This window comes from Desulfatitalea tepidiphila (genome assembly GCF_001293685.1).
Lineage (GTDB): Bacteria > Desulfobacterota > Desulfobacteria > Desulfobacterales > Desulfosarcinaceae > Desulfatitalea > Desulfatitalea tepidiphila.
This window is the reverse complement of sequence record NZ_BCAG01000001.1, coordinates 296,294-321,010: the sequence shown is the minus strand read 5'-3', so window position 1 is coordinate 321,010 and position 24,717 is coordinate 296,294. Positions and strand designations below refer to the sequence as shown.

Annotated in this window: 20 protein-coding genes, 2 tRNA genes and 1 riboswitch; of the genes, 10 read left to right on the top strand and 12 right to left on the bottom strand. The window is 58.2% G+C overall.

Annotation, left to right across the window (positions count from 1 at the left end; all coding sequences use genetic code 11):
- Positions 1 to 7 precede the first annotated feature (7 nt).
- Positions 8 to 376: a translation initiation factor Sui1 gene (locus DFT_RS01465; protein WP_054029461.1), complete on the top strand. Its 369-nt coding sequence runs from the start codon at positions 8 to 10 to the stop codon at positions 374 to 376.
- A gap of 208 nt (positions 377 to 584) precedes the next feature.
- Here DFT_RS01465 and DFT_RS01460 read toward each other — a convergent pair whose 3' ends face one another.
- Both DFT_RS01460 and DFT_RS01455 read right to left on the bottom strand, forming a co-directional pair.
- On the bottom strand, positions 585 to 1,241 hold the full coding sequence (locus DFT_RS01460; protein ID WP_054029460.1) for a ferredoxin-like domain-containing protein: 657 nt from the start codon (positions 1,239 to 1,241) through the stop codon (positions 585 to 587).
- 366 nt (positions 1,242 to 1,607) lie between these two features.
- Positions 1,608 to 2,018 (bottom strand): hypothetical protein, encoded by a 411-nt coding sequence (locus tag DFT_RS01455; protein WP_054029459.1) that lies wholly within the window; start codon positions 2,016 to 2,018, stop codon positions 1,608 to 1,610.
- 422 nt (positions 2,019 to 2,440) lie between these two features.
- On the opposite strand from DFT_RS01455, the gene DFT_RS01450 reads away from it, so the two are divergent.
- The 6 genes from DFT_RS01450 (at position 2,441) to DFT_RS01425 (ending at position 9,324) form a co-directional block, all read left to right on the top strand.
- Complete coding sequence (locus DFT_RS01450; RefSeq protein WP_054029458.1) at positions 2,441 to 3,826, top strand: SLC13 family permease; 1,386 nt, start codon at positions 2,441 to 2,443, stop codon at positions 3,824 to 3,826.
- A gap of 45 nt (positions 3,827 to 3,871) precedes the next feature.
- Positions 3,872 to 5,398, top strand: coding sequence for a sulfatase family protein (locus tag DFT_RS01445; protein ID WP_054029457.1), 1,527 nt, complete (start codon positions 3,872 to 3,874; stop codon positions 5,396 to 5,398).
- Positions 5,399 to 5,464: 66 nt separating this feature from the next.
- On the top strand, positions 5,465 to 5,773 hold the full coding sequence (locus DFT_RS01440) for a thioredoxin family protein (RefSeq protein ID WP_054029456.1): 309 nt from the start codon (positions 5,465 to 5,467) through the stop codon (positions 5,771 to 5,773).
- Between the two features lie 77 nt (positions 5,774 to 5,850).
- Positions 5,851 to 6,783, top strand: a complete 933-nt coding sequence (locus DFT_RS01435) for an NAD(P)/FAD-dependent oxidoreductase (RefSeq protein WP_054029455.1) — start codon at positions 5,851 to 5,853, stop codon at positions 6,781 to 6,783.
- A 52-nt stretch (positions 6,784 to 6,835) separates the two neighbouring features.
- Positions 6,836 to 8,695 (top strand): sensor histidine kinase, encoded by a 1,860-nt coding sequence (locus tag DFT_RS01430; protein WP_054029454.1) that lies wholly within the window; start codon positions 6,836 to 6,838, stop codon positions 8,693 to 8,695.
- Complete coding sequence (locus tag DFT_RS01425; RefSeq protein WP_054029453.1) at positions 8,692 to 9,324, top strand: response regulator; 633 nt, start codon at positions 8,692 to 8,694, stop codon at positions 9,322 to 9,324. The genes DFT_RS01430 and DFT_RS01425 overlap by 4 nt, the downstream gene beginning before the upstream one ends.
- Before the next feature lie 329 nt (positions 9,325 to 9,653).
- Here DFT_RS01425 and DFT_RS01420 read toward each other — a convergent pair whose 3' ends face one another.
- The 7 genes from DFT_RS01420 to DFT_RS01390 all read right to left on the bottom strand — a co-directional run bounded on the left by DFT_RS01420 (position 9,654) and on the right by DFT_RS01390 (position 19,042).
- Positions 9,654 to 10,619 carry an alcohol dehydrogenase catalytic domain-containing protein gene (locus DFT_RS01420; RefSeq protein WP_054029452.1) on the bottom strand — a complete coding sequence of 322 codons (966 nt, stop codon included), beginning with the start codon at positions 10,617 to 10,619 and terminating at the stop codon, positions 9,654 to 9,656.
- A 207-nt stretch (positions 10,620 to 10,826) separates the two neighbouring features.
- Positions 10,827 to 11,945: an anthranilate phosphoribosyltransferase gene (gene trpD, locus DFT_RS01415; RefSeq protein WP_054029451.1), complete on the bottom strand. Its 1,119-nt coding sequence runs from the start codon at positions 11,943 to 11,945 to the stop codon at positions 10,827 to 10,829.
- Positions 11,946 to 12,144: 199 nt separating this feature from the next.
- A riboswitch (cobalamin riboswitch) is annotated at positions 12,145 to 12,359 on the bottom strand.
- 438 nt (positions 12,360 to 12,797) lie between these two features.
- Positions 12,798 to 15,248: an endopeptidase La gene (gene lon, locus DFT_RS01410; protein WP_054029450.1), complete on the bottom strand. Its 2,451-nt coding sequence runs from the start codon at positions 15,246 to 15,248 to the stop codon at positions 12,798 to 12,800.
- A 228-nt stretch (positions 15,249 to 15,476) separates the two neighbouring features.
- Complete coding sequence (clpX, locus tag DFT_RS01405; protein WP_054029449.1) at positions 15,477 to 16,721, bottom strand: ATP-dependent Clp protease ATP-binding subunit ClpX; 1,245 nt, start codon at positions 16,719 to 16,721, stop codon at positions 15,477 to 15,479.
- Between the two features lie 5 nt (positions 16,722 to 16,726).
- On the bottom strand, positions 16,727 to 17,341 hold the full coding sequence (gene clpP, locus DFT_RS01400; protein WP_054029448.1) for an ATP-dependent Clp endopeptidase proteolytic subunit ClpP: 615 nt from the start codon (positions 17,339 to 17,341) through the stop codon (positions 16,727 to 16,729).
- Positions 17,342 to 17,448: 107 nt separating this feature from the next.
- Positions 17,449 to 18,801: a trigger factor gene (gene tig, locus DFT_RS01395; protein WP_054029447.1), complete on the bottom strand. Its 1,353-nt coding sequence runs from the start codon at positions 18,799 to 18,801 to the stop codon at positions 17,449 to 17,451.
- 154 nt (positions 18,802 to 18,955) lie between these two features.
- Positions 18,956 to 19,042: transfer RNA gene (locus DFT_RS01390), tRNA-Leu, on the bottom strand.
- Between the two features lie 113 nt (positions 19,043 to 19,155).
- Between DFT_RS01390 and DFT_RS01385 the strand changes: the two genes are divergently transcribed.
- The 3 genes from DFT_RS01385 to DFT_RS01375 all read left to right on the top strand — a co-directional run bounded on the left by DFT_RS01385 (position 19,156) and on the right by DFT_RS01375 (position 20,544).
- Positions 19,156 to 19,908: an N-acetylmuramoyl-L-alanine amidase family protein gene (locus DFT_RS01385; RefSeq protein WP_161807060.1), complete on the top strand. Its 753-nt coding sequence runs from the start codon at positions 19,156 to 19,158 to the stop codon at positions 19,906 to 19,908.
- 71 nt (positions 19,909 to 19,979) lie between these two features.
- Positions 19,980 to 20,056 (top strand) — tRNA-Pro (locus tag DFT_RS01380).
- A 38-nt stretch (positions 20,057 to 20,094) separates the two neighbouring features.
- Positions 20,095 to 20,544 (top strand): hypothetical protein, encoded by a 450-nt coding sequence (locus tag DFT_RS01375; RefSeq protein WP_054029445.1) that lies wholly within the window; start codon positions 20,095 to 20,097, stop codon positions 20,542 to 20,544.
- A 49-nt stretch (positions 20,545 to 20,593) separates the two neighbouring features.
- Here the strand turns inward: DFT_RS01375 and DFT_RS01370 are convergent, their stop codons facing one another.
- Genes DFT_RS01370 through DFT_RS01360 form a run of 3 tightly spaced genes read right to left on the bottom strand, consistent with a single transcriptional unit; the run spans position 20,594 to position 24,624 of the window.
- Complete coding sequence (locus DFT_RS01370) at positions 20,594 to 21,613, bottom strand: HEAT repeat domain-containing protein (protein WP_054029444.1); 1,020 nt, start codon at positions 21,611 to 21,613, stop codon at positions 20,594 to 20,596.
- A gap of 4 nt (positions 21,614 to 21,617) precedes the next feature.
- A complete protein-coding gene (locus DFT_RS01365) occupies positions 21,618 to 22,253 on the bottom strand; it encodes a C-GCAxxG-C-C family protein (RefSeq protein ID WP_054029443.1) in 636 nt (211 codons plus the stop codon).
- A gap of 55 nt (positions 22,254 to 22,308) precedes the next feature.
- Positions 22,309 to 24,624: a type VI secretion system Vgr family protein gene (locus DFT_RS01360; RefSeq protein ID WP_054029442.1), complete on the bottom strand. Its 2,316-nt coding sequence runs from the start codon at positions 24,622 to 24,624 to the stop codon at positions 22,309 to 22,311.
- Positions 24,625 to 24,717 lie beyond the last annotated feature (93 nt).

Here is a 24,717-nt window from a genome sequence, read left to right as displayed (position 1 = left end):
CGTATTGATGAAAAATGACAATTCCCATCTGGTCTATTCCACCGAAACCGGCCGCATGTGTCCGAATTGCGGCCGTCCTTTGAAAAAGTGCGGTTGCAGGAGCAAGCATGTTAATTCATCGGTCGATTCAAGGGTCGATGGCATCCTCCGCATCAAACGGGAAACCAAGGGGCGGGGCGGCAAGACGGTCACCACCATCTCGGGATTTGATGAAAACGAGGATGTGGTGAGGCAATTGGCCGCCCGCCTCAAAACCCTCTGCGGCACCGGCGGTTCGGCCAAAAATGGCATCATCATGATTCAAGGGGATCACCGGGAGGCCATCAAGAGGGAACTGGAAACGCAGGGATTCAAAACCAAGCTCGCCGGGGGATGACGCGCTTGATCGCAAACGAGGCTCACCTGGGGAATGCCATCATGGGAAACCCGCCTGCCGCCAGGTGAGTCCGTGTGATCTCCGGGGGCCACCAGGACGCTGCCGAAGCGTCATGCCGTCCGGCGCCGGCATTCCGAATCTTCAACAGGTGATGAAACCCGATCGAGAACGGGATGACGTATTCAATAGTTGCGGGATGCCACGTCGATTATTGCACAGCGGACTTCAAAGCATCGAGACCGACCCGTTCGATCATCTTGCCGAGACGTTCACCCTTGGTGGCCGTCTCCGCATAATAAGCGATCACTTTTTGGGCGAATTCCAGGGCCTGTTCGTCGGTGAGGCCCTTTGCGACCTCGTCGGCCAGTCTGGGGGTGACGCCCACGTTGCCGCCTACCACGACCTTCCAGCCATCGGGTTCGCCGATCAGTCCGAAATCGCGAACCGAAGACTCGGCGCAATTGATCTTGCAGCCCGACACTGCCATCTTGAACTTCCCCGGCAATTGAGCCCCATGATAGAGGGCATCCAGCTTCATGCCCATGCCGAGGGCATCCTGTTTGCCCATGGTACAGAAGGTGGTGCCGGGACATGCCCGGATGCTTCGGACGCAAAGGCCCACCGCCGCGCCCTTGTCCATTCCCAGATCGTTCCAGACACTGTCGATGTCTTCTTCTTTCAATCCGACCAGGGCGATACGGGTGGCGCCGGTGATTTTCATCGCCTGGACCTGATATTTTTCCGCGATGTCGGCCAGCTTCCGCAGCAACTCCGGCGTCACCACACCGCAGGGGATATGGGGGGCAATGGCATAGGTGGTTCTGCCTTTTTGGGGAATGGCGCCTTTTTCTCCGATTTTCAGCATGGGGTTCCTCCTTATGTTGATCATTGGCTCAAAGTGGGCTTGAATAGGTCATTCAACACTTTTCTTTATCATTATTGGCCACAGAATCAAAAGCAAACCTCGACACACAAGAGATGGGCACACGATAGCCCCGAGGCATTCGAGCGATCGCGATGTCGATCTATATGGGATGGGTTGGCCCTTCGGGACCAGGAATAGGCGGCCTGACCGGTGCGAGGCGAGGCTCGCGGGCGTGAGGACAGTCGGGTGCATGGCGCCGGGGGATCGCCAATCAGCGGCCGATCCCCCTTCTATTGGCAGAGCTTAAAGGGTTGTGACGCGCCTTGTGAGGATTTCGAAAAAGTCAACCAGAGGGACAAGACCACGTCAAGCCGCTTTTCGACCGGTGGTGGTCGTGTGGGGTGGCTCGTCTGTAACATTTCGCGTTTTGGCAAAGGCGACCGGCTCGATGACGCCGGCGGAGGTCTGCACTGCCTCGTATTCGCTCAATCGCTTTTTGATCCGAAGCATCTTCAGACCAACGACCCCAACCGCGACAATCCCGATCGCGACGGCGAGTTGCGTCATGCTGAACGGTTCGGTGCCTAGTGAAATGAGAAACTTGATGAAGAACGCCACGCTGACAGCCATCATGGCCACGATGGCAGGCGTGTAAATATTGCCGACAAGAAAATCGCTAGTCCAGGCCGATGGCCTGGGGTTCCGACACATGATCAACACGACCCCGAAGAGCAGGACCGAAAGGGCCACTCCCGCGGCTCCATAGACCAGCATCATAACGACCTCCCCCTGGATCGACACGGCATGGTGCGGCTCAGGTTGCCGTTGCGTCCCGGATTCCCTTAAATTGTTATCACCAAACCGCTCATGGTCTGAAGAATAACGAATTCTAATCGTCGGCCAAGGCGAAATCAATAGCGATAAATAACATTATTAGTAGTTTATTGGTAGGCTCCACAAAAACCCTCATCGATGAACAGGGGTGGCCGCCCTAGAAAAAAAACCTCCAAAACCTAGTAGTTCTCCGAGTTGTTTTCAATTTCCCCTTCTGGTTGAATGCCTTCTAAACAATGGCCCGGACAAAATTTCGCGAGGGAAGAGAAGATCGCATCGATGAGCGCCGCCCGAACCCCTTTTTATCGACCGGAACCGTTTTAAGAAGACTTTCAGAAACCAATACTTTTGACCGAGGAGCAAACATGCTGACGATGACCCGCATCAAATGGCTGATCAGCCTGGCGATTCCCGTCGCGATTTATTTTGCGGTGGATCCAACGGTTCACCCCAAGATGCCGCTGTTTTTCGCGTTCACGGCTTGGGCGGTGACGGTTTGGGCCCTGGAAATCCTGCCCGCCATTCCCGTGGCCGCGGCCCTCACCTTCTTCTATGTGCTGGGCGAAGTGGCGCCGGCCAAGGTGGTCTATGCCCCCTGGAGCTCCTTTTTGCCGTGGCTTTGTTTGGCCGCCCTGGTGTTGGGGGATGCATTGGAACACACGGGGTTGACCCGAAGAATGGCGTTGCGGCTGATGCTGTTGGTCGGCGCCACCTATCGAAATACGATCATCGCCCTGATGGCCACGGGCATCTTCATGGCCTTCCTATTACCGGATATCATGTGCCGGGTGATCATCTTCGTGGCGATCGCCCACGGCCTGGTGCTGGCCCTGGATTTGAAACCCACCTCCCGCATCTCGTCAGCGATCATCATGGCCGGCTTTTTTTCGGCCACGTCACCCGGATACGGCTTTCTCACGGGCACGGAGATGGCGCTGATCACGGCCTCCATCGCCACGCCGGTGATCGGTCCCGTGTCCTGGGGTGAATTTGCACTGGCCAACCTGCCCTTCAACCTGCTCTACTGCGCCATGTCGGTCGTCCTGTGTGTCTATGTGATTCCCGGCAAGGAACACCTGCCCCAAGAAGATCACCTCAAGGAGGTGATTCACAAGCGTCTCGCGGAGATGGGGCCGATGACCGCCACCGAGTGGAGATTACTGGCGGTTTTGATCGTGGCGATCACCGGCCTGCTGACCCAGAAATTTCATGGCATGCCCGGCACCTTCGTGTATGCCATGGTCGGTTTGACCTGTTACCTGCCTGTGCTGAACATTTCCAAACCGGAAAACTTCCGCCACCTGAATGTGGGCTTCATCATCTTCATCGTGGCCTGCCTGGGCATCGGCGCGGTGGCCCAATTCATCGGCGCGGACAAATGGATGGCATCGCTGGTGTTGCCCGTGATGCAGAAATTGCCGCCCAGCCTGAGTGTCCTGGCGGCCTACTGCACCTCGGCGGCGGTCAATTTCATCCTGACCCCCCTGGCGGCCGTCTCGTCGCTCACGGCCCCCATGATCGAAATCGCCCAGGCGCTGGGCATCAACCCAAAACCCATGTTGTTCGCCTTTCTCAACGGACTCGACCAGTACATCTTCCCCTATGAATATGCGCTTTACATGTATGCCTTCACCACCGGCTACATCACCGCGCGACACATCATGAAGGGACTGGCCCTGCGCATGTTTTTCACCGGCGTCGGCATCATCGCCATCCAAGTCCCCTACTGGCGATTCATCGGCATTTTATAGATTCAGGATTAAAACGTACGATTCAAAAAGCTTAGGAGGCATCACATGACAGAAAACAAGATCAAAAACGTCGTCTTCATCATGCTGGACACATTGCAGTTCAACTACCTGGGCTGCTACGGCAACAAGACGGTCAAAACCCCCAATTTCGACCGCTTCGCGCGCAACGGCATCCTCTTCGAAAACGCGTACAGCGAAGGCCTGCCCACCGTACCGGTACGACGCGCCATCATGACGGGCCGCTTTACCCTCCCCTTTTCCGGATGGCAAGCCCTCTCCCACGACGACACCACCATCACCGACATCCTGTGGGGACGCCAGGTACAGACCGCCCTGGTCTATGACACCCCGCCCATGCGGCTTCCAAAGTACGGCTATTCCCGCGGTTTCGATTATGTGAAATTCTGCCCCGGCCATGAATTGGATCACACCACCTATGCGGAGCGAACCCTCGATCCCGGTATGCGGCCCATCGATTATACCTCCCCCACCATGGTCTACAACGAGAACGGCGAATTGATCGACGACGCCAGCCAGGCCCTGCTGGACGAAATCGAATGCTTTCTCAAGTTCCGCCAGGAGTGGCGTTCCGAGGAGGACAACTACGTGAGCGTGGTGGCCCGGGAGTCGGACCGCTGGCTGCGCGATGTCCGCATCAAGACGCGCCCCTTCATGCTCTGGGTCGACTCCTTCGATCCCCACGAGCCCTGGGATCCACCGTCGGTATGGCGAAAAGAGCCGTGTCCGTATGATGCGGAGTGGAAGGGCAACCCCATCCTGCTGGCGCCCTGGACCCCCGTGGAGGGCCGAATGACCGATGCCGAGTGCGAGCACATCCGCGCCCTGTATACGGAAAACATCGAGCTGGTGGACAAACAGATCGGCAAACTGCTCGACTCCATTCGGGACCAGGGGTTGTGGGACGAAACGCTGATCGTCATCACCTCGGATCACGGCCAGCCCATGGGCGAAGGCGAACATGGCCATGGCATCATGCGCAAATGCCGTCCCTGGCCTTACGAAGAGCTGGTCCACGTGCCCCTTATGATGCATGTGCCCGGCATGGCCGGTGGCCAGCGCATCAAGAGTTTCGTGCAGAATGTCGATGTGGGCGTCACCATCCTGGATGCCCTCGGCCTGTACCAGGAAATCAACACGCTGGACGGTGGCCACGGCTTTCCGGTCTACGGATGCATCGACATGCAGGGCAAGAGCCTGATGCCCCTGGTACGCGGCGAGACGGACAAGATTCGCGACTTTGCCATCGCCGGCTATTTCGGAATGTCCTGGTCGATCATCACAGAAGATTACAGCTACATCCACTGGATCCTCAAGAACGCCAGCCAGCGCGATTACACCAGCCAGGACAACCCCGGCAAAGTCACCATGGAAAACGAAGAGATGTGGTCGTGCACGGCCGGCGCCAAGCAGGAGTGCCCCGAAGGCGACGAACTCTACGACCGACGCAACGATCCGTTTCAGCTGCGCAACCTGCTCGACCAAAAGCCTGATGTGGGAGAAAAACTGCTCGAACAGTTGAAACTCTATATTGGCGAGCTGCGCACCATGTAACCACCGATCTTGCGGGGCGAGGCCGATCCTCGCTCCGCAAGCCACACCATGAAAAAGGAGATTCCCATGTTTGAACAACTCACCGATGCGACCTACGAAAACCGCATGGCCGACACGGCGGCGGGTGTGTGTATTTTCATCAAAAAACTCTGTCCCCATTGCAAGAACATGATGAAGGTGATGGAAAAATTCAGCGCGCTGCAACCCGGCGTCACCCTGCTCTCCATCGATATCGAAGAGAACAAGGGGTCGGCCGATGCCCTCGGCGCCGAACGCGCACCGACGACCATCGTCATCAAAGGCGGCAAAGTGGTGGGCAAGAAGGCCGGGCTCATGAACCCCAAGGAGATGTTGGCCTTTTATAAAAATGTGTGATGCATCCCGGCCGGCGGCGTTGCCATGGAAGCGCGCCGCGGCACGGTCCGATGTGTCGATCATGGCAGGAGTCAGATATGAATGAAGAGCGCATCTATGATCTGGTGATCCTCGGCGGCGGGCCGGCGGGCATGACGGCGGCCATCTATGCGGCCCGGGCCAAGCTGAAAACCATCATTTTGGAAAGCAACATCACCGGGGGATTGGTGAACGCCACCTACACGGTGGAGAATTTCCCCTCCTACCCCAGCATTCACGGCATGGATCTGATGGAAAAATTCCGTGCTCATGTGGACAGCCTCGAGGTGGAAGTGGAAGAGGTCTGCGATATCGATCGCCTGGAGCTTGGCGGACCCTTCAAGCGCGTGGTCACGGATGAGGGCACCTACGCGGGCAGAGCCATCATCCTGGCCACCGGACGCAAGCCCATCCCGCTGGCCACGCCCACGCCATCGGAGCAGGTTCACTGGTGTGCCATCTGCGACGGAATGGCCTATGTGGGCAAGCGGGTACTGGTGGTCGGCGGAGGCAACAGCGCTTTCGATGAAAGCCTGTATATGCTATCCATCGGTATCGAACATATTACCCTGGTCGAGGAGATGCCCCGCTATTTTGCAGCCCAGGCCACCCAGGAGCGCCTCTTCAGCTGCGGCAAGGCGGTCGGCCACACTTCCACGAAAGTGGCGGACCTGATCGTGGAGAACGACGTGCTCAAGGGCGCCGTACTGAAACATACGGAGAGCGGCGACACCAGCACCGTCGAGGTGGATGGGGTTTTTGTCTTTCTCGGGCAGCACCCCAACAACGAGCTGTTCAAGGATCAGCTCGAGCTGACGGAGCAGGGCTACATCCGACCGGGGCAGGACATGGGCACCGGAATACCGGGCGTGTACAGCGCGGGCGACATCAACGACAAACCCTTTCGCCAGATCACCACGGCGGTCTCCGACGGCACCATTGCAGCCCTATCCGCCGAGCGCTATATTCGATCCCAGGGGAATGTCTGCTGACTCCCGGAATCCGGACCCCACCGTCACCAACGGAATTGAAGGATGCCAGGCCATGAAACACATCAAACGCCACCGCCCCTGGTGCCGTCGAGCCGTATGGTGTTCTGCCGTGGTGTGGACTTGGCTTGTGCTGGGGTCACCCTTCTGGTTTGGGCCGGTGGTCTATGCCGAATACGGGCAGACCCGTCACGTGCTGGTGCTTTACTCCGGCCCGCTCGACTTTCCGGCCACACGGCAGGCCGAAAAGGGCATCCGGGAAGTCTTCGTCAGCCGCACCCGCTTCAACATCCAGCTCTTTTCGGAGTATCTGGACCTGTCCCGATTTCGGGACGAGGGGCAACGAACGGCACAGGTGGATCTGTTGCGCCAACGATACGCCCAGGACGGCATCGACCTGATCATCAGCGTGGATCTGCCGGCCGCGGAATTCCTGCTGCAATTTGCAGATCAAGTATTTGCGCAGACGCCCATCGTCATGTGCTCCATTCCCCGATCTCAATCCGACCGTTTCACCGCCGACGCGCTGAAATCCAGAGCAGTGGTGGTATTTGAACCGAACATCGCGGAAGAACTTGTGGCAACGGCGCTGACGCTCAGACCGGCGAGCCGGCATGCGGTGTTGATTGCCGGCGATTATGACAATGACCGCATCAGGGTCGCGCAGTTGCGAAAAGTACTCTCTTTGCGGGGTAAACAGCTCGAATTGATCGATTTGACGGGTCTTGCCGTCGAACACCTCGTCGAACGGCTGAGACGACTGCCCACCGATGCGGTGATTTTCTTTTCGACCTTTTTTGTTGACGCTGCAGGCCGCAGTTTCGTTCCCCGGGATGTGCTGAGATTGGTGGCCGACAATGCGGATATCCCTGTTTTCGGACCTTACGAATCCTATATGGGCGCGGGCATTGTCGGCGGTCGCCTGATCAGCCTCATGCGACAAGGCCAGAGAGCCGCCGAGCTGGGCAGCCGGATACTCAACGGTGCAGACCCTACAGATATCCCTTTCGACGAAGGCAGGGATACGTGTGTAACCGCTTTTGATTGGCGGCAGCTCCAACGCTGGCAGATCGATCATCGGAACCTGCCGGCCGAGGCGAACCTGCTGTACCGCGAGCCGACCTTGTGGGATTTGTACAAATACTACTTTCTGGGCACCTTTCTTCTGGTGGCGCTGCAGTCCGTCCTGATCGTCGCCCTCATGGTCAATCTGCGCCAACGTAAAAAGGCTCAAATGGCGCTGCGAGACAGTCAACAGGACCTGGAAGTGCTGGCCGGCCGATTGATCTCCTCCCAGGAAGAGGAGTTGCGGCGCCTCTCACGCGAGTTTCATGATGACATCGCCCAACGGTTGGCCGCCGTATCCATTGCCGCCGGAACTCTCGAAAAGCAGTCCGGAAAGCTGGCGCCGCAGGTGTCGCAAAAGATCGAACACATCAAAGACGAGCTCATCTGTCTGTCCGAGGATGTCCATTCGATCTCCCGCGAACTGCACCCGGCTATTCTCAAAGATCTCGGCCTTGAAAGAGCCGTCCGATCGCTCTGCATGACCGTCTCCGACCGGGAGAATCTGAACATCGAATTCCACCCGGAGGCCATACCGGAAACCGTGCCCAAAGAAGCGGCATTGTGCGTCTATCGCATCGTGCAGGAGAGCCTGAGAAACATCGCCAAGCATGCCCGTGCCCATAACGTCGAGGTCTCGCTGAGGCGGTGCGGCGCCGCCTTGTGCCTCGAGGTGACCGACGACGGCGTCGGTTTTGCGCCCAAAAGCGTCCGCCACACCCCTGGCATCGGCCTGGCCAGCATGCGCGAGCGGGTGCAATTCGCCAAGGGGGAATTCACCATCCGTTCCGAACCGGGCAAGGGCACCTCGGTGGCCGTGGCCGTCCCCATTGAAGGGAGCGCATCATGAAACGTCCCAGGATTTTATTGGCCGACGACCACCGGATGGTGGCCGAAGGACTGCGCGGACTGCTCGAACCGGATTTCGAGCTGGTGGGTATCGTGGAGGATGGACGGGCCATGCTCGACGCAGTGGAACGGCTGCATCCCGACGTCGTGGTGGTGGACGTCTCCATGCCCCTGCTCAACGGCATCGAGGCGGTGCGCCAGCTGAAAAAGACAAACAAGAAGATTGCCGTCGTTTTTCTGACCATGCATCTCGATGTGACCTATGCGGCCAGCGCCTTCGAGGCGGGCGCTTCCGGCTATGTCCTCAAACACGCCGCCCCCACCGAACTGATCAGCGCCATCAACAGTGCGCTCAAGGGCCGCACTTACATCACACCCATCCTGGCCGGTCAATTGTTGCAGTACCAGAAGGGCAAACCACGGGGAACCGAGGGCGAACGCGTGGCCCTGACCCATCGCCAGCGCGAGGTGCTCCAACTGATCGCCGAGGGGCGCACCGTCAAGGAGGTGGCCACGATCCTGAAAATCTCCACCCGCACCGTTGAATTCCACAAATACACCATCATGGAGAACTTCGGGCTGAAAAGCACCGCCGACCTGGTCCGGTTCGCCATCAAAAACCGCATTTAGCCTCAGCCGTCGATCGATCGCAAATCAGCAATTCTAACTGAATGTGATTCACCTTGAAGGGCATGCATTACAGAAGGCGTTTGATAAAAAATTCGCATGGCAACGGTTGAGGCAGGCCCGGGTGGGGCAGGTGGCCAGGGCCACGTCAGCCAGCGGTCGCTAGTGCCGGTTGAATGCAAACGGTGGACAAGCGGCCCAGACTGTTTGAGCGCAGCGAGTTTCTGGGCCGCCCGCCGTGCATTTTACCGGCACTTGACCGCTTGGCGTGTGGCATCGGCCACCTGTCCCACCCGGGCCGGATTTGGTGAATGGCATTCAGTTAGAATCCCTCATCGCAAATCCAGTATGGTTTTGAAGCTCCGGCCGTCGAGGAGATCGCAGAACCGCCGTTCCACATCCTGGGGCGGCACGATCGCTTCGACGAGCAGCTCGAAGGCGCGGGGATAACGGCCGATGAGCGCCAGGGCCGCCGCCATGTGACGGCGGGTGAGGCCATAGGCGCCGAAAACCGCGGCCTCCTTGTAATGGATCAGGTTGATCCCATCGGCCGGAAGCCGCCCGCCCCCGGTCAGACCGCTGAAAAAGGCGCAGCGTCCGCCCCTGGCCAGCCGGACGAGTCCCTGGACGAACGCCTCGGGATCGGGGCAGGCATTGAGCATCGCATCGAACTCATCGTCCTGGGGAGCGGCGCTGCGCGCCATGACCTGCGATATCTGCCGAAACGCCTCGGATTTGGCGATCTTGTCCGGATTCTTTTCAATCACCAGGGGCTGTGCGCCCATGGTCCGGGCCGCCAGGGCGGCGATCAACCCCAGGGTTCCGCCGCCGAAAATGACGAGGCGTTCGCCGGCTCCAAGGCCGAGTTTTTCCAAGGCATTGAGGGCGCATCCCGCTGGTTCCGCGAAGCAGGCCAGGTGGGCTGGCAAATCGGCGGGAACCGGAATCAGGCTGGCGGTGGGCGCCAGCAGGTGGCGGCTGAAACCGCCGTCGAAGTGAAAGCCCATGATTTGCATACCGTCGCAAAGATTCTCGCGACCCCCAAGACAATGCCGGCATCGTCCGCAAGCGTGGCCCGGCCACACCGTGAACAGGCGGCCGTTGTCGTCCCGGGCCGCGACCTCGTGCCCCGGCACCCGGGGCAACACCAAGTCCCTATGCCCGGTGCGCCACATCTTGGCATCGGTGCGGCAAATGCCGCAGTATTCGACGGTCAGCCGCGTCATGCCATCCTGGGCCGCCGGCCTTCCCGATGCCCGTGTCTCCAGGAGGCCGGGAGCGGTCAATACCAGTTTCATGCCGTTTCTCCTTTCCTGCCCCTTCGGCGAACCTGCCTTCACCTTTCCTGTGTTCAGCTGACCCGGTTTGACGGAGTATTAAAAAGCCGATATCGGACGGCGCCGTAAAACGCTCGAGATCAAGGCGCGCGAAATTCAGTGTCCTGAGGCGTACTTGTCGTACGCCGCAAGGACCACGGGATGAGCGCAACGCAGATATTGGGCGTTTTACGGCGCCGTCAGGCTTCGCAGCCGTTCCAATCCCCGCTTTGGATCCCTGTTCTGACACGCCACCCAGGCTTCCAGGGTCCGGTAGGCGTCTCCGCGGTCCATGGCCGCGAGGGCCCTTTCCATCCCCGCGGCGACGGTGGCAGCCTTGCCCGCCACCTTGAGGATCAGGGCCGTGTTGAGCAGCACGGCCTGCCTTCGGCCCGCGAGACCGTTCTTCTTCCCGCGAATCAGGGCCACGAATCGCCGGGCTTCGGTGGGCAGATCGGCCGCGGGCACCAGATCGGCCGGGTCGATGGCATCCAGGCCCAGGGCGGATGGCGACAATGCATACTCATGGATGCACCCCGCTTCATCGAGTTCGGCGCACCAGGTGATGCCGCATACCGAGGCCTCGTCGATACAGCGCCCGGTGTCGGCGATCTCTCCGCAGCACACCAGCGCCCTTCGGTAGCCGATCGCCCGCATGGCCGATGCCACCGGTATCATCACGTCGCGGGCATATACGCCGCGCACGGCATGACGCGGCCGGGCCGGGTTGGCCAAGGATGCGGCGATGTTCAGCGGGGAACCGAAATGGATCTGGGAAAGGATGCGTCCCAGGGCCTGGGCATGGATCCGGGCGCTCATGCCGTTGAACAAGCCGATGTTGGCCTGGGCGATGCTGCGGGCCACGAGGTCGGCCTCGCATTCGACATCCACACCCATGGCCTCGGCCAGGTCGACCGTGCCGCACACCGAAGTGATGGCCCGAGACCCGTGGCGCGCCATGGGCACACCGGCGGCGGCGGCAACGATGGCCGCAGCTGTGCTGATGTTGAAGGTTTTGAAGGCGTCCATGCCGGTGCCGCAGTTCTCCATCAGGGGGGTGTCAGCATCACTCACCGTCCCGCAACGCACCTTGGTGGTATCCAGCTCGTAGATCGCCTCCCAGGCGCCGGCCACCTCCTGGGCGGTCTCTCCCTTGGCGCGCAAGGCGGCCAGAAAGGCGCCCTGTTGCATGGGCGTAGTGTCGTTTTTCATAAGGCGGGTAAAGGCGTCCCGGGATTCTTCACGGGTCATGTCCCCTTTCTGGATAAGCCGGGTGATGAGCTGTCCAAAGGCTTTGTCCTGTTGCATCGACCGCTTGCTCCTGCATGAATGAACCGAGGAAAAGGGCCGAACGATCCGGAAGAAAAATCGACGACAGAGGGACCTGACGAAAAGGTGGGCGTAAAAAACCCGCAGGCACCTGCGTATCGCTTCCCTTGGCGCGTTCGGCCGGGCCAAAACGATACGGACAGCTTCCAGCGGGTATCCGTCAGGGTGGGCAGTGGGTTGCCCCGGCAATCGACAGGCAGGCTTTCTGGCTCACGGGCGGTGTCTCTTGCGCCTACCGGCCGCGCCTTCCCATCGACACGGTGTCGACAGTGGCATGCTGCGGCTTTCGTTCCCGATCACAGCAACGGCTGGTATGCGATGGACTCTCACCATCTTTCCTTTTAACGGGCGTCCCTTTGTGGGGCGTCCCGCACCTGTCAGCCGGACCCCTCCTAACCTGAAACGGGGGCCGTGTCAACCGGTCGGCGGTAATTGCAGCAGTTCTATCCGAATGCCATTCATTAAATCCGGCCCGGGTGGGACAGGTGGCCGATGCCACACGCCAAGCGGTCAAGAGCCAGTAACATGCACGGCGGGCGGCCCGGAAACTCGCTGCGCTCAAACAGTCTGGGCCGCTTGTCCGCCGTCTGCATTTAACTGGCCCTAAGACCGCTGGCTCACGTGGCCCTGGCCACCTGCCCCACCCGGGCCTGCCACAACCGTTGCCATGCGATAATTTTTATTAAACGACTTCTATGCTGCAGGCCCTTCAGGGTGAATCACACTCAGTTAGAATCGCTGCGGCAATTGCAGTTTCAATGGAAGGGAAATCGATGGAATCGACCGGGTTCGTCTACGGCTGAAAACCGCGGACGAACCCGGTCAGTTGCGCTAATTGATGGGGGCGTGTTTGTCCGGAGGATTATCCACGCCGCTCAAGTCGAAATGGGCGTCCTGATTGGCAAACAGGCTTTCTCCCTCGCCCAGCACCAGCGCGTGGGGCAATACTTCGTCCATGTGCTCGACAGTGACGATTTCCAGCTGTTTGGCGATGGTGTCCGGAATATCTTTGAGATCTTTCTCGTTCTCCTTGGGGATGATGATCTTTTTGATCCCCCCCCGGTGGGCCGCGATGATCTTCTCCTTGAGCCCGCCGATGGGCAGCACGCGACCGCGCAGGGTGATCTCGCCGGTCATGGCCACTTCGCGGCGGGTGGGCCGACGGGTCAGGGCGGAAATCACCGAGGTGCACATGGCGATGCCGGCCGACGGGCCATCCTTGGGAATGGCGCCTTCGGGGATATGAATATGCAGATCGTACTTGCGATAGAATTTGTTGTCGATGTTGAGCAGATCGGCACGGGAACGCACGAAGCTAATGGCGGCCTGGGCCGACTCTTTCATCACATCGCCCAGCTTGCCGGTGACCATGACCTGGCCGCGGCCCGGCATGACCAGCGTTTCGACGAAGAGCAGTTCGCCGCCCACCTGGGTCCAGGCCATGCCGGTGGCCATGCCGACCTGGTCCTCTTCTTCGATCTCTGTCTTTTTGAATTTCGGTGGCCCGAGGTACTTGAGCACGGCCGCTGCATTGACGCGTATGGGCTTATCGGTCTGGGTCTTGACCACGTGGCGGGCCACCTTGCGGCAGATGGAGGCGATTTCACGCTCCAGGTTGCGCACACCGGCCTCGCGGGTATAGCGATTGATGATCGTGTAGATCGCGTCTTCCGAAAAGGTAACCTGCTCGGCTGTCAAGCCATTGAGCTTGATCTGCTTGGGGACCAGGAACTCTTTGGCGATGTTGTATTTTTCGTGTTCGGTGTAACCGGGCAGCCGGATAATCTCCATGCGATCCTGCAACGGCAACGGAATGTCGGGCAGGGTATTGGCCGTGGTGATGAACAATATTTCGGACAGATCGTAATCCAGGTCCATGTAATGGTCGTTGAAAGCGTAGTTCTGCTCCGGATCGAGCACCTCGAGCAGGGCCGCGCTGGGGTCCCCGCGGAAATCCATGCTCATCTTGTCCACTTCGTCCAGGCAGAAAACCGGGTTGTTGGCGCCGGCCTTCTTGAGAGACTGGATGATCTTTCCGGGCATGGCACCGATGTAGGTGCGCCGGTGGCCGCGGATCTCGGCCTCGTCGCGGACCCCGCCCAACGAGAGGCGGACGAACCGCCGGCCTGTGGCGCGGGCCACGGAGCGGGCCAAAGAGGTTTTGCCCACGCCCGGCGGACCTACCAGGCAGAGAATGGGGCCCCGAATCTTTTTCACCAGGGCCTGCACGGCCAGATACTCGAGAATGCGCTCCTTGGGCTTTTCCAGGCCGTAATGATCTTCATTGAGGATCCGCTCGGCCTCGGTGATGTCGATGTGCGTTCGGCTGCGTTCGAACCAGGGCAGGCTGATGATCCACTCGATGTAGTTGCGCACCACAGTGGCCTCGGCCGACATGGGGGTCATCAACTTGAGCTTTTTGAACTCCTGGCGAGTCTTGTTGGCCGCCTCCCTGGGCATGCGCTTGCGCTTGATGCGTTTTTCCAGCTCCTGAAGCTCATCGGCGGCCTCGTCCTCGGTCCCCATCTCCTTGCGAATGGCGCGCATCTGTTCGTTAAGATAGTAATTTTTCTGGGTCTTTTCCATCTGCTCCTTGATACGACCCTTGATGCGCTGGTCCATGCGAAAGACTTCGATCTCCAGGTTGATCAACTCCACGAGCAGATCGAGCCTCTGGTTGACGGGAACCGCTTCCAGAATCCGTTGTTTGTCCTCAATTTTGAAAGAAAAATGAGACGCCACGACATCGGCCAGCTTGATATAGTCATCGATGCCGGCCACTTTGGCCACCAGGTCCTTGGAGATGTTTTTGTTCAGCTTGGCATAGGCCTCGAACCCCTCCTTGACCTTGCGCGCCAGGGCCTCGGTTTCGGCCTCTCCCGATGCGGGAACCACATCGACGATGGGCTCGAGTTCCACCTGAAAAAATTCCTCGGCCTTGATGAATCGCCTCACCCGCGCCCGCTGTTTGCCTTCGACCAGGGCCTTGACCGTGCCGTCGGGCAGTCTGAGCAACTGCAGCACGGTGCCGATGACACCGATGCGGCTGATATCTTTTTCGCTGGGGTTGTCGACGTTGGCGCTGCGCTGGGTGGACAGAAAAATATACTTATCCGCCGTGTTCATCGCATTGGAAAGTGCTGCCACGGATTTGGGTCGCCCCACGAACAGGGGCGCGACCATCTGCGGAAAGATAACGATATCGCGCAACGGCAGCAGGGGCAGCAGCTGCCCGCTCTGTTCATTATCTTCGTTTTTGAAAAATCGCGTGATATTCACCATGCCTGTATCCTACTCCTGGAAACCTGTGATCGATCCGTCGGCCATCCGACAACTCACAATTTAATACATCAGGTTGAATTGTACAGCAATCGGGTGCCAACAGACAAGTCGTCCCATTGAATGCGAGCGGGGACCATGCGGAGGGCGGGTGGCCGCCCCACCCGGGAACGAGGTCCGGTCCGGGCGGCACCGGCCGGACCTCACGGGCGGGGGAATCCCATCGAACGGTTAAGCCTGTTTTTTCGTTTGCTCGTAAAGCAGAATCGGATCTTCCTTGTGGAGCACCACATCTTCGCCGATGACGCACTCTTTGACATTTTCGATAGAGGGTATTTCGTACATGATATCGAGCATGCAACCCTCCAGGATGGCACGCAACCCGCGGGCACCCGATTTGCGCTTGATCGCCTGGTCGGCTATGGCCGACAGGGCGCTGTCGGTCAGACGCAGATTGACCCCCTCCACCTCGAAAAGCTTCTGGTACTGTTTGACCAGCGCGTTTTTGGGTTCCGTGAGAATGCGCACCAGGGATTTGGCGCTCAGCTCATCCAGCGTGGCGATGACCGGCAGACGTCCCAGAAATTCGGGAATCAGGCCATACTTGATCAAATCCTCGGGCTGGACCTCGCGCAGCACTTCGCCCAGAGGCGCTTCCTTTTCTTTGACGATTTTCGCGCCGAATCCCATGGCCTTGGTGCCCAGGCGACGCTTGATGATCTGATCCAGCCCGCTGAAGGTACCGCCGCAGACGAACAGAATATTGGAGGTGTCCACCTTGACGAAATCCTGCTGCGGGTGTTTGCGTCCGCCCTTGGGCGGCACGCTGGCCGTGGTGCCCTCGATGATCTTGAGCAGGGCCTGCTGCACCCCCTCTCCCGACACGTCGCGGGTGATCGACGGATTGTCCGACTTGCTGGCGATCTTATCGATCTCGTCGATGTAGACGATGCCGCGCTTGGCCTTTTCCACATCATAATCGGCGTTTTGCAGCAACGCGAGGATGATATTCTCCACATCCTCACCCACATAGCCGGCCTCGGTCAGGCTGGTGGCATCGGCGATGGTGAACGGCACATTGAGAAAACGCGCCAGGGTCTGGGCCAGCAGGGTCTTTCCGCTGCCTGTGGGTCCGATGAGCAGGATATTGCTTTTTTGAATCTCCACATCGCTGGTGCTCAGAGTGGTATCGAGCCGCTTGTAATGGTTATAAACGGCCACGGCAAGGATCTTCTTGGCCGTATCCTGCTCGATGACGTATTCATCCAGCTTCTTTTTGATCTCCTTGGGAAGCATCAGGTTGGCCAGTTCCCCGACCTCCTTCTCTGTTTCCTCTTCGATGATCTCACTGCACAGCTGAATACATTCATCGCAGATGTAAACGGCCGGACCGGCGATCAACTTTTTAACCTCTTTTTGATTCTTTCCGCAGAAGGAACAAAAGAGGTTGTCATTTGGATCGTCTTTTTTTGCCATGTTGATTACTTCTCCGCCTTATCAATGGTGTCCAGGTCTTCGCGATTGCGGATCACATGATCGACAATCCCGTAATCCCTGGCTTCAATACCCGACATGAAATAGTCCCTGTCGGTATCTTTCTGGATCTGGGTCAGATCCTTGCCCGTGTGCTCCTTCAAGATCTTGTTGAGCGTCTCGCGCATGCGCAGTATCTCACGGGCCTGAATTTCGATGTCTGATGCCTGCCCCTGAACGCCGCCCATGGGTTGATGAATCATGATTCGGGAATTGGGCAGTGAATAACGCTTTTTGGCGGTTCCGGCAGCCAGCAGCAAGGCTCCCATGGAAGCGGCCTGACCGATGCATACCGTGGCGATATCCGGTTTGATGTATTGCATCGTATCATAGATTGCCAATCCAGCGGTAACCGATCCTCCGGGTGAATTGATGTAAAAGTTGATATCCTTGTCCGGGTCTTCGGATTCCAGAAAAAGCAACTGGGCGATCAGAAGGTTGGCCACCTCGTCGTTGATGGGGGTTCCCAGAAAGATGATGCGATCCTTGAGCAAACGGGAATAGATATCGTAAGCCCGTTCACCACGACTGGTTTGGTCGATGACCATTGGAATGACCGTCACGCTAACACTCCTTTCAGCCTGGACTGTGCACCGGCCTGGACCTCCTGGCCGATTCCGTCCGCTTCGGCTGTCTCATTGTTGTAATTATAGCGCCAATCCCCACCAGATCAAGAGCTCTTCGATTCCGGGGCGCCGGCCACCTCGTCGGTGGCCTGCCGGCCGGAGGGATCGACCTCCTGAACCGCGTTAGAATCAATGATAAGCTTCAACGCTTTCTTTTCAAGCAAGGTGTGCTCAAAAAATGCCAGGCTGTTGGGATCCTGCTTGTAAAACGCCTTGATGCTTTCCACCGGCTGACGATACATCTGGGCCATCTCCTGCAGCCCGACCTCCATCTCCTCGTCGCTCATCGTGAGCTTTTCCTGGTCGATGAGTTTGGAGAGGATCAAATGCCGCCGCACCTGCTTTTCGGCCACCGGACGATATTTCTCGGCCATGGATTCCCTTGAAATTCCGAGTTCCTCCATGGATTTATTGCTGTATTCAAAAGAACGCTCGGCATCCTTGATGATATGATCCAGTTCGGAAGTGACCATGGTATCGGGAACCTCAAACTGGACCTGATCGAGCAGCTGGGTAAAAATCTGCTCGTTCAACTCCTGTTCGATCCGCTTGTCATATCCATTCTGCAGATTTTCCCGGATCTTATCCTTCAGCATCTCCAGGGATTCGAATTGATCCCCCAGGCTCTTGGCCAGCGCATCGTCGATCTCAGGCAGGACCTCTTCGCGAATCTCGTTGAGTTTGACCTTGAACAGGATCTGCTGGCCGGCAAGCTCCTTGCCGAAATAGTCGTCCGGGAAAGTGACCGGGATCTCCCGTTCCTCGCCGACCTGCATCCCCACGATGCCATCATCCAGGTCCTTGACCACCTTTCCCTCGCCGAGCTTGACGACAAAGTTATCGGTTTTTGGAGTCGATTCGTGAGGTTGACCATCCTTGTAACCCTCGTACTCGATGACCGCGACGTCACCGATGGCCACCGGACGCGCCTCCTCGACCTTGTTGTGCTTGGCCATGTTCCGCTGCAACAGCTTCAACTGCACGTCGAGCTCCTCGTCACTGACCCCGTACTTGCTCTTGGTCAGATTGAGGTTTTTGTAATTGATGTCGTTGATCTCGGGCCGAATCTCCACCTTGGCGTCAAAGGCGTAGGCACTTTGGTCCTTGAGTTCCGGGGGATCGACTTCGGGTGAGCCGACGATGTTGAGGCCGGTCTGCTGAATGGCCTCGATAAACGAATCCTGAATCAGTTTGGCGGATACGTCGGCGTGAACATCTTTGCGATACATGCGCTCCAAAACGGACCGCGGCGTCTTGCCGGGACGGAACCCTTTGATCTTGGCCGTTTTCTTAAGCTCTGCATAGGCCTTGTTGATCTCGGAAACCACTGTTTCCTGGGGCACTTCGATATGCAACACTTTTTTGACGCTGCTTTGATCTTCGACAGTCACTTTCATAACCACACACCTTTCTCAACCAATAATAAAGTGCCTCAAGGAACTTTTCTCAAGGCACTTCGCATTTTCCGCGCCATCCGGCCATCCGAAGCCCGCGGCCGCTATACCCGATTGTGCATTCGACCCTGAAGATCGCTCGTGGAGGCATGAGATTTGGTGCGAGAGGGGAGACTTGAACTCCCACTCTGTCGCCAGAGCTGGATCCTAAGTCCAGTGCGTCTACCAATTCCGCCACTCTCGCGCGATTTATGGCCCAGACCCGATTTAGGTACTTGACATTCAACCCTTTTCAACTAAAGTGAAAACAAAAAATTTTAGTTAATATTAAACCAGATGGGTGTCAAGCGAAAACACGTGACCACTGAACGCCGCAAAATACCGACGGGCCTGGTCCCCATCATCCTTTATATGACGATGGTGATCGTCACACCGAGCGCTGCAAAGGCCCAGGATCAGCCTCCCTCTCCTTTTGCCGGCGCCCATGGCACGGTGGCGATCGATCCAGGCCACGGCGGCAAGGATGTCGGCGGCCGCGGCAACGCCGGCGCCACCGAAAAAGAGATCTGCCTGGCCATCGCAAGAGAGCTGACCCACCGCCTGGAACCTGGCTACCGGGTCGTCCTCACCCGTAGCGACGACTACGACATCCCTCTCGAGGAACGCACCGCCATTGCCAATCACCATCGGGCCGACCTGTTCATCAGCATCCACACGGGGGCAAGTTACCTGCGCAATACCGAAGGCATGGGCATCTACCATTATCAACCGGCGGCCCGAGCGGTCGCAGCCCCTTCGTCGTCCAACACGGCGCTGCCCTTATGGCATCAGGCCCAGATGGCCCATTTGAACGCCAGCCAGGCGTTGGCCGGCAGCCTCAGGCAAAGCTTGACCCAGCTCGCCGGCCACCCCACTGTCCGCACCATTGCAGCGCCTCTGGCAGTGTTGCAGGGCGCCGACATGCCGGCCGTGATCATCGAAGTGGGTTACCTGACCCATCCCTCGACCGAAGAGGAACTGCGGTCCGCCGAATATCAGGCCGCCCTGGCCAAGGCCATCGCCAGGGGTGTGGAACGCTATTTTGCGGCTTCCCTGCGCCACGAACGTTGACGGCACCGTGGTGAGCCAAATAGGATATGGGTTGCTTCAGACCCTCAGCCATGGTATTCAGCGGCCAAAATCGGGGCGTGGCGCAGTCTGGTAGCGCACCTGCTTTGGGAGCAGGGAGTCGGAGGTTCAAATCCTCTCGCCCCGACCAGCTATAATCCTATGAGATCAATAGATTGAAATAATCTCATGACCAATAAATTGAAAATCAATCCGCCGCTATTTCTAGTGAGTACCAACTGGCCGTGTTGGAAATGTGACACAAGGATTCCGCTGGCCGCCCTGCTCGCCATCAAGGTCGATGAAATTAACGGCGATATCTGCAAGTTGACCAATATCATCCAATTGCCGGATGAGGTATTGGCTTTCATACAAAGCCGCGTCCCATCTTTTAAGTATTCTTATTCAATGACAATAGGCACAAAATATTTTGCCAACACATGTCCGAACTGTGGCGTCATGCAGGGTGATTTCTACCTTCACTCAGAGCCGGGTTCGCCCTTTTTCCCAATGGACAAAAAGGAGGCCAGGGCCTTATTCATGACCGAAATTCCATTGACGACACCCATACAGGTTGAAGCGGACTATGAATTGGGAGCGCCCTGCGAAATGATCTACACTCACGCCAAAAGAATCTGACGAAACCGACCCACCAAACCGACCAACAAAATCGATAAAAAGGCCGATATCAGCAATCGGCCTTTTTCTTTGGCTGCTTTTTGATGTGCTGAATCGCCGCGGTGGCGGTCGCGGCGACACTTTCGTCCGGGTCTGCCTGCAATTGTTGCAAGCGCGTCAGGGCCGGCTGCGCAGACGCGCCCATGGTGCTCAGGGCAATGGCCGCATGGGTCCGGGCAGGCGGATGAGGATCCTCGAGAAGCTGGGTGAGCGCTTCGACCGCTTCGGTGCCGTGCACTTTGATGCAGGCGAGGGCCAATGCCGCGGCGGCGCGTACCTCTTCGACGGGGTCTTTGAGGCAGGTCAAGATTGGGCCGACGGCCTCGGCGGCGATTTCCCGTAGCTCGGCCAACAGTTCGAGGCAGATTCGACGAATCCGCGCATCCGGGTGGTCGAGCCGCGCCACCAGCATGGAAACGCCCTCCGCCGCCAGGCCAGTGATTTTTACCACGGCCGCATGACTCGCCATAAGCGTTTCAAGGGGCAATTGGGTAAAAATGGCCTTCAGGGTGCCCACCGACGGCCGCGCATCCGGCCCTATCCAACCCAACGCCTCGATGGCACCGAGCCGCACCCGTTCATCTTCGGACGCCAGGCTGGCCGTCAACCCCTCGACTGCAGGTGCACCGATACGGCTCAGCGCAAGGACCGCATTGGCGCGCAAGACCGAATCTTCATCCGCCAGGCAGGCGATCAATGGCGCGACGGCGGATTGTGCGTCAGGGCCAAACCCGCCCAGCGCGGTGACCGCCGCCTGGCGCACCGACAGGGGTTGCCGTGTATCGAGGGCCATGATGAGACGGCCGACGGCGCCTGGGCCCGCCTTGGGTAGAACGGCCGCCGCCAACTGGCGCACCCCTTCGTCCGGATCTTCCAGGCACAAGCTGATCTCCTTGAGCAACGGCGACATATCGGCGTCGGCGATCATCAGTCGGGCCAGGGTGGTCAAGCGGGTCGGACTGTGGTGGCTATCGAGCTTCTGACGCGTCTCGGTCATCGGCATGGTGGGGGTCGTGTTGATGGTATCCAAGTCGCTATCTCTGATGCTCTTTTTCCATACTCTCGATGATAATTGTCGCGGCCAGCCGGGCGCCCATGCCAGGCGCGACCGGACACTTCGCCCTGGCGCCGGATTGGTTGAATGCGGCCCACTCGTCAGGCCCGGCAAAGGGATCATGGGCCTCGCCCAACAGCAACTGCTGGATATCCGTGCAGGACAGGCTGCCGAACATCGCCTTGAATCTTTGGATATATTGCCTTCCGGCAACATAGTGGGCGACATTCTGAAAGTTGGCCGGATCCGTATCGGAAAAATAGAGCCCCAAGGCCACCAGCCCGCCGGCGACCGGGCCGCATATGCCGCCGGTCATGGCCAGGCCGGGAAACGGCGCCATAGCCTTGATGATCTCCATGTTTCCCAACCCGAACGCCTCCAACAGCGACAGGGCGGATCCCTTGGCGCAACTGCGGGTGAGATAACAGTACTGCTCTGCGGCAAGCTGAACCCGATCCAAAAAAACCTCTTTCTCGCGAATGAGGGTTTCCGGCGCCGGCTTGACCTTGGGAATGCCATGGTCCACCAGGTGCCTGAATTTCGCCTCGATAGCCGGAAGATCCCATTCCCGCTCGGCCAGCATGGCAACTCTCTCTTTGATCTCATTTGAAGCCATCGATACTATTTTCTCCTTGATTCTCAGGGGGAAATACAAACGCACGGGATGCCGATCACATAACATTACCCACGCCGGGGCTATAGCTGGAGGAGACCACGCTGGTCGACATCAGCGTCTGGGCCTGAACCAGAATGGCCTTCACCAGGGCCGCGTCCAGGTTGATCAGCCCCCCGGACAATTTGATCGTCGCGCCTTCCAGGTTGATTTGCGGTGCCTTGACCGAAAAGGATCCCGCGGCCTGGGCCTCGATGACAGGCGCTTCGATGGCCACCTTGGCATCGGATTTGATATTCACGCCGCTGGATCCGTTTATGTTCACCTGGCCGCCGACCACCTCCACCCCGCCGCCGATGACGCGTACAGTGCCGTTCCGGCAATCGATCTGGATCTCCTGGTCCGACTTGTTCTGGACCAGAATCTTCTTCTCTCCGCAGTTGAGCCAGACCTTCAGGTCTTCGCCATTGTCCGCCAGCAGGATGCCGGCCGGGGATGGTGCGTCCCATAACGCCGCTTTCTGACCGTTTTCGGTCTCGAGTTTGATCCCGCTGACCCGGGTGCCCTTGCACAGGTGCAAAGAGTGGTCGTCCGCCGTGGCGATCCTGGCTTCATTGCCGAATTCGCTGTACCCGGCTCCATCGGCCATTGCGATCGTCTGGTTGCCGCCGGTCTTTAGGTGAACGCGGGCCTCGCGGTCATCGAAAAGCAACCGGTGTTGATACGGCGTCAGAATGACATTCTGAATGCGTTCTTCGGGTTTCAGCGGCGGACGGTTCAAGCCATTGTAGACCACGCCCGTAATCAAGGGCTTGTCCGGATCGCCTTCCAGAAAAGTCACGACGACCTCGTCACCGGGCAGGGGATGAAACTGAAAGCCGTGATCCGAACCGGCATACGGATAGGCCACCCGCAGGAAACAGGTTCGCTTTTCATCTTCGGATGGGGCGCGATCCCAGTGAAACTTGACCTTGGCGCGCCCCAGGTCATCCATGTAACACGTTTCCTCCGGGGGACCGACCACCTCGGCGGTCTGGGAGCCTAAAATGGCCGGTTTATGGGTCACGCGGGGTGGGCGGTAAGCGGTCTGGGAGGGCAGGCAGGTGAACCCATTGCTGTAAACCAATTGCGTGTCGGGTTTACCGACCAGGGCGTCGATCACCTTTTTCAGATTGTTGAACATGTCGAACAGTGAAAAGACGCCCAGCGGCCCAAGTGCCAGGCGGGGCAGTTGAGAGGCGATACCCGTATTGGACAACAATCCTGGAACGATCTGGTCGGCGGACAGGGGCCCCAGCTTGTCCAGCCCGATCTCCGAAAGCAAGCCTGTAATCAAGTCCTCCGGGCCCTTGATCTCCGGATCCGTCGGGGCTTTCTGCTGCGAGCCGGAATGCTGCACCGAAAGAAGCATGTATTCCTGGTTGAACGCTTTCCGCGGATGGCCTTCCATTTTAAACAAGAATCCGGGCGTCAAACGGCAGCAATTGCTTTGCCCCGATCCGAAGGCGGTCTGGGCCTGCATCTCTTCATAACGGACGCGGGCCGCCTGGTTGCCTTCGGGCAACTCGGCAAATTCGCCCGGATAATCGTAGATTTCAAGATGGCCCGCTGGGCTGCCCTGGGCTTTGCCCTGCAGCACGATGTCCGGCCGTTCGTAGTTGTAGTCTCTTAAGGAGACGGCATTCGGGCGGGTTTGATAACCGAAGCGGTAATCGTAGATGTGTTCTTCGTCCTGGACCTCTCCGGTGACTTCATGAAACAACACCTCGGACTTCCCGTCGATCGACTTGTGGCACGAGGGGGCATCCACCATGACCAACACATGGTGGCCGCTACCCTGCTGCTCGTCGTAACGGTGATCGAAATAGTAGTAGATCCCCTCTTCTTCCATCAAGCGGGCAATGAAATTGAGATCCGATTCCCTGTATTGAAGGCGAAATTCGCGGACGGGATAGGTGTTGCGCAACAATTTGGAATTGAGATGATCCGCACTGATCCCGGCTTCGCGCACCACTTCGGCGACGATTTCGGGCACCGTTTTATTCTGGAAGATCCGGCAATCGAACCGTTGGGTCAGGGACCACAGGGCCGGCACCAGATCGGCGTAAAATATCGTGTTGCCGTCGACTTCCGCGATCCACCAGAAGCGCGAAAAGATGCCACAGATCCGCCGCGTCTCGGGGCCGTTTTTAATGGTCAACACGGCGGATTTCCCCACCATGTCATCGGCTTTGATCTCATCATCCTGCGACTGCAGATAGACCTGGAACCCAAACAGCTGGGACAGCCCTTCATTTCCGCTAAAACTCGACACGCGGAATTGCTTTTTCAGTTCGGTGATTTCGATCGAAAACTCAGCTGTCGTGTAGACCATGAGCGCCAATCCTTTCTTCATCCATAAGGTGGGAGAGGAAAGTCCCGGTTTTTGCAGACCGGCAAGTCATGGTCACTATGCCCTCTTTTGGGG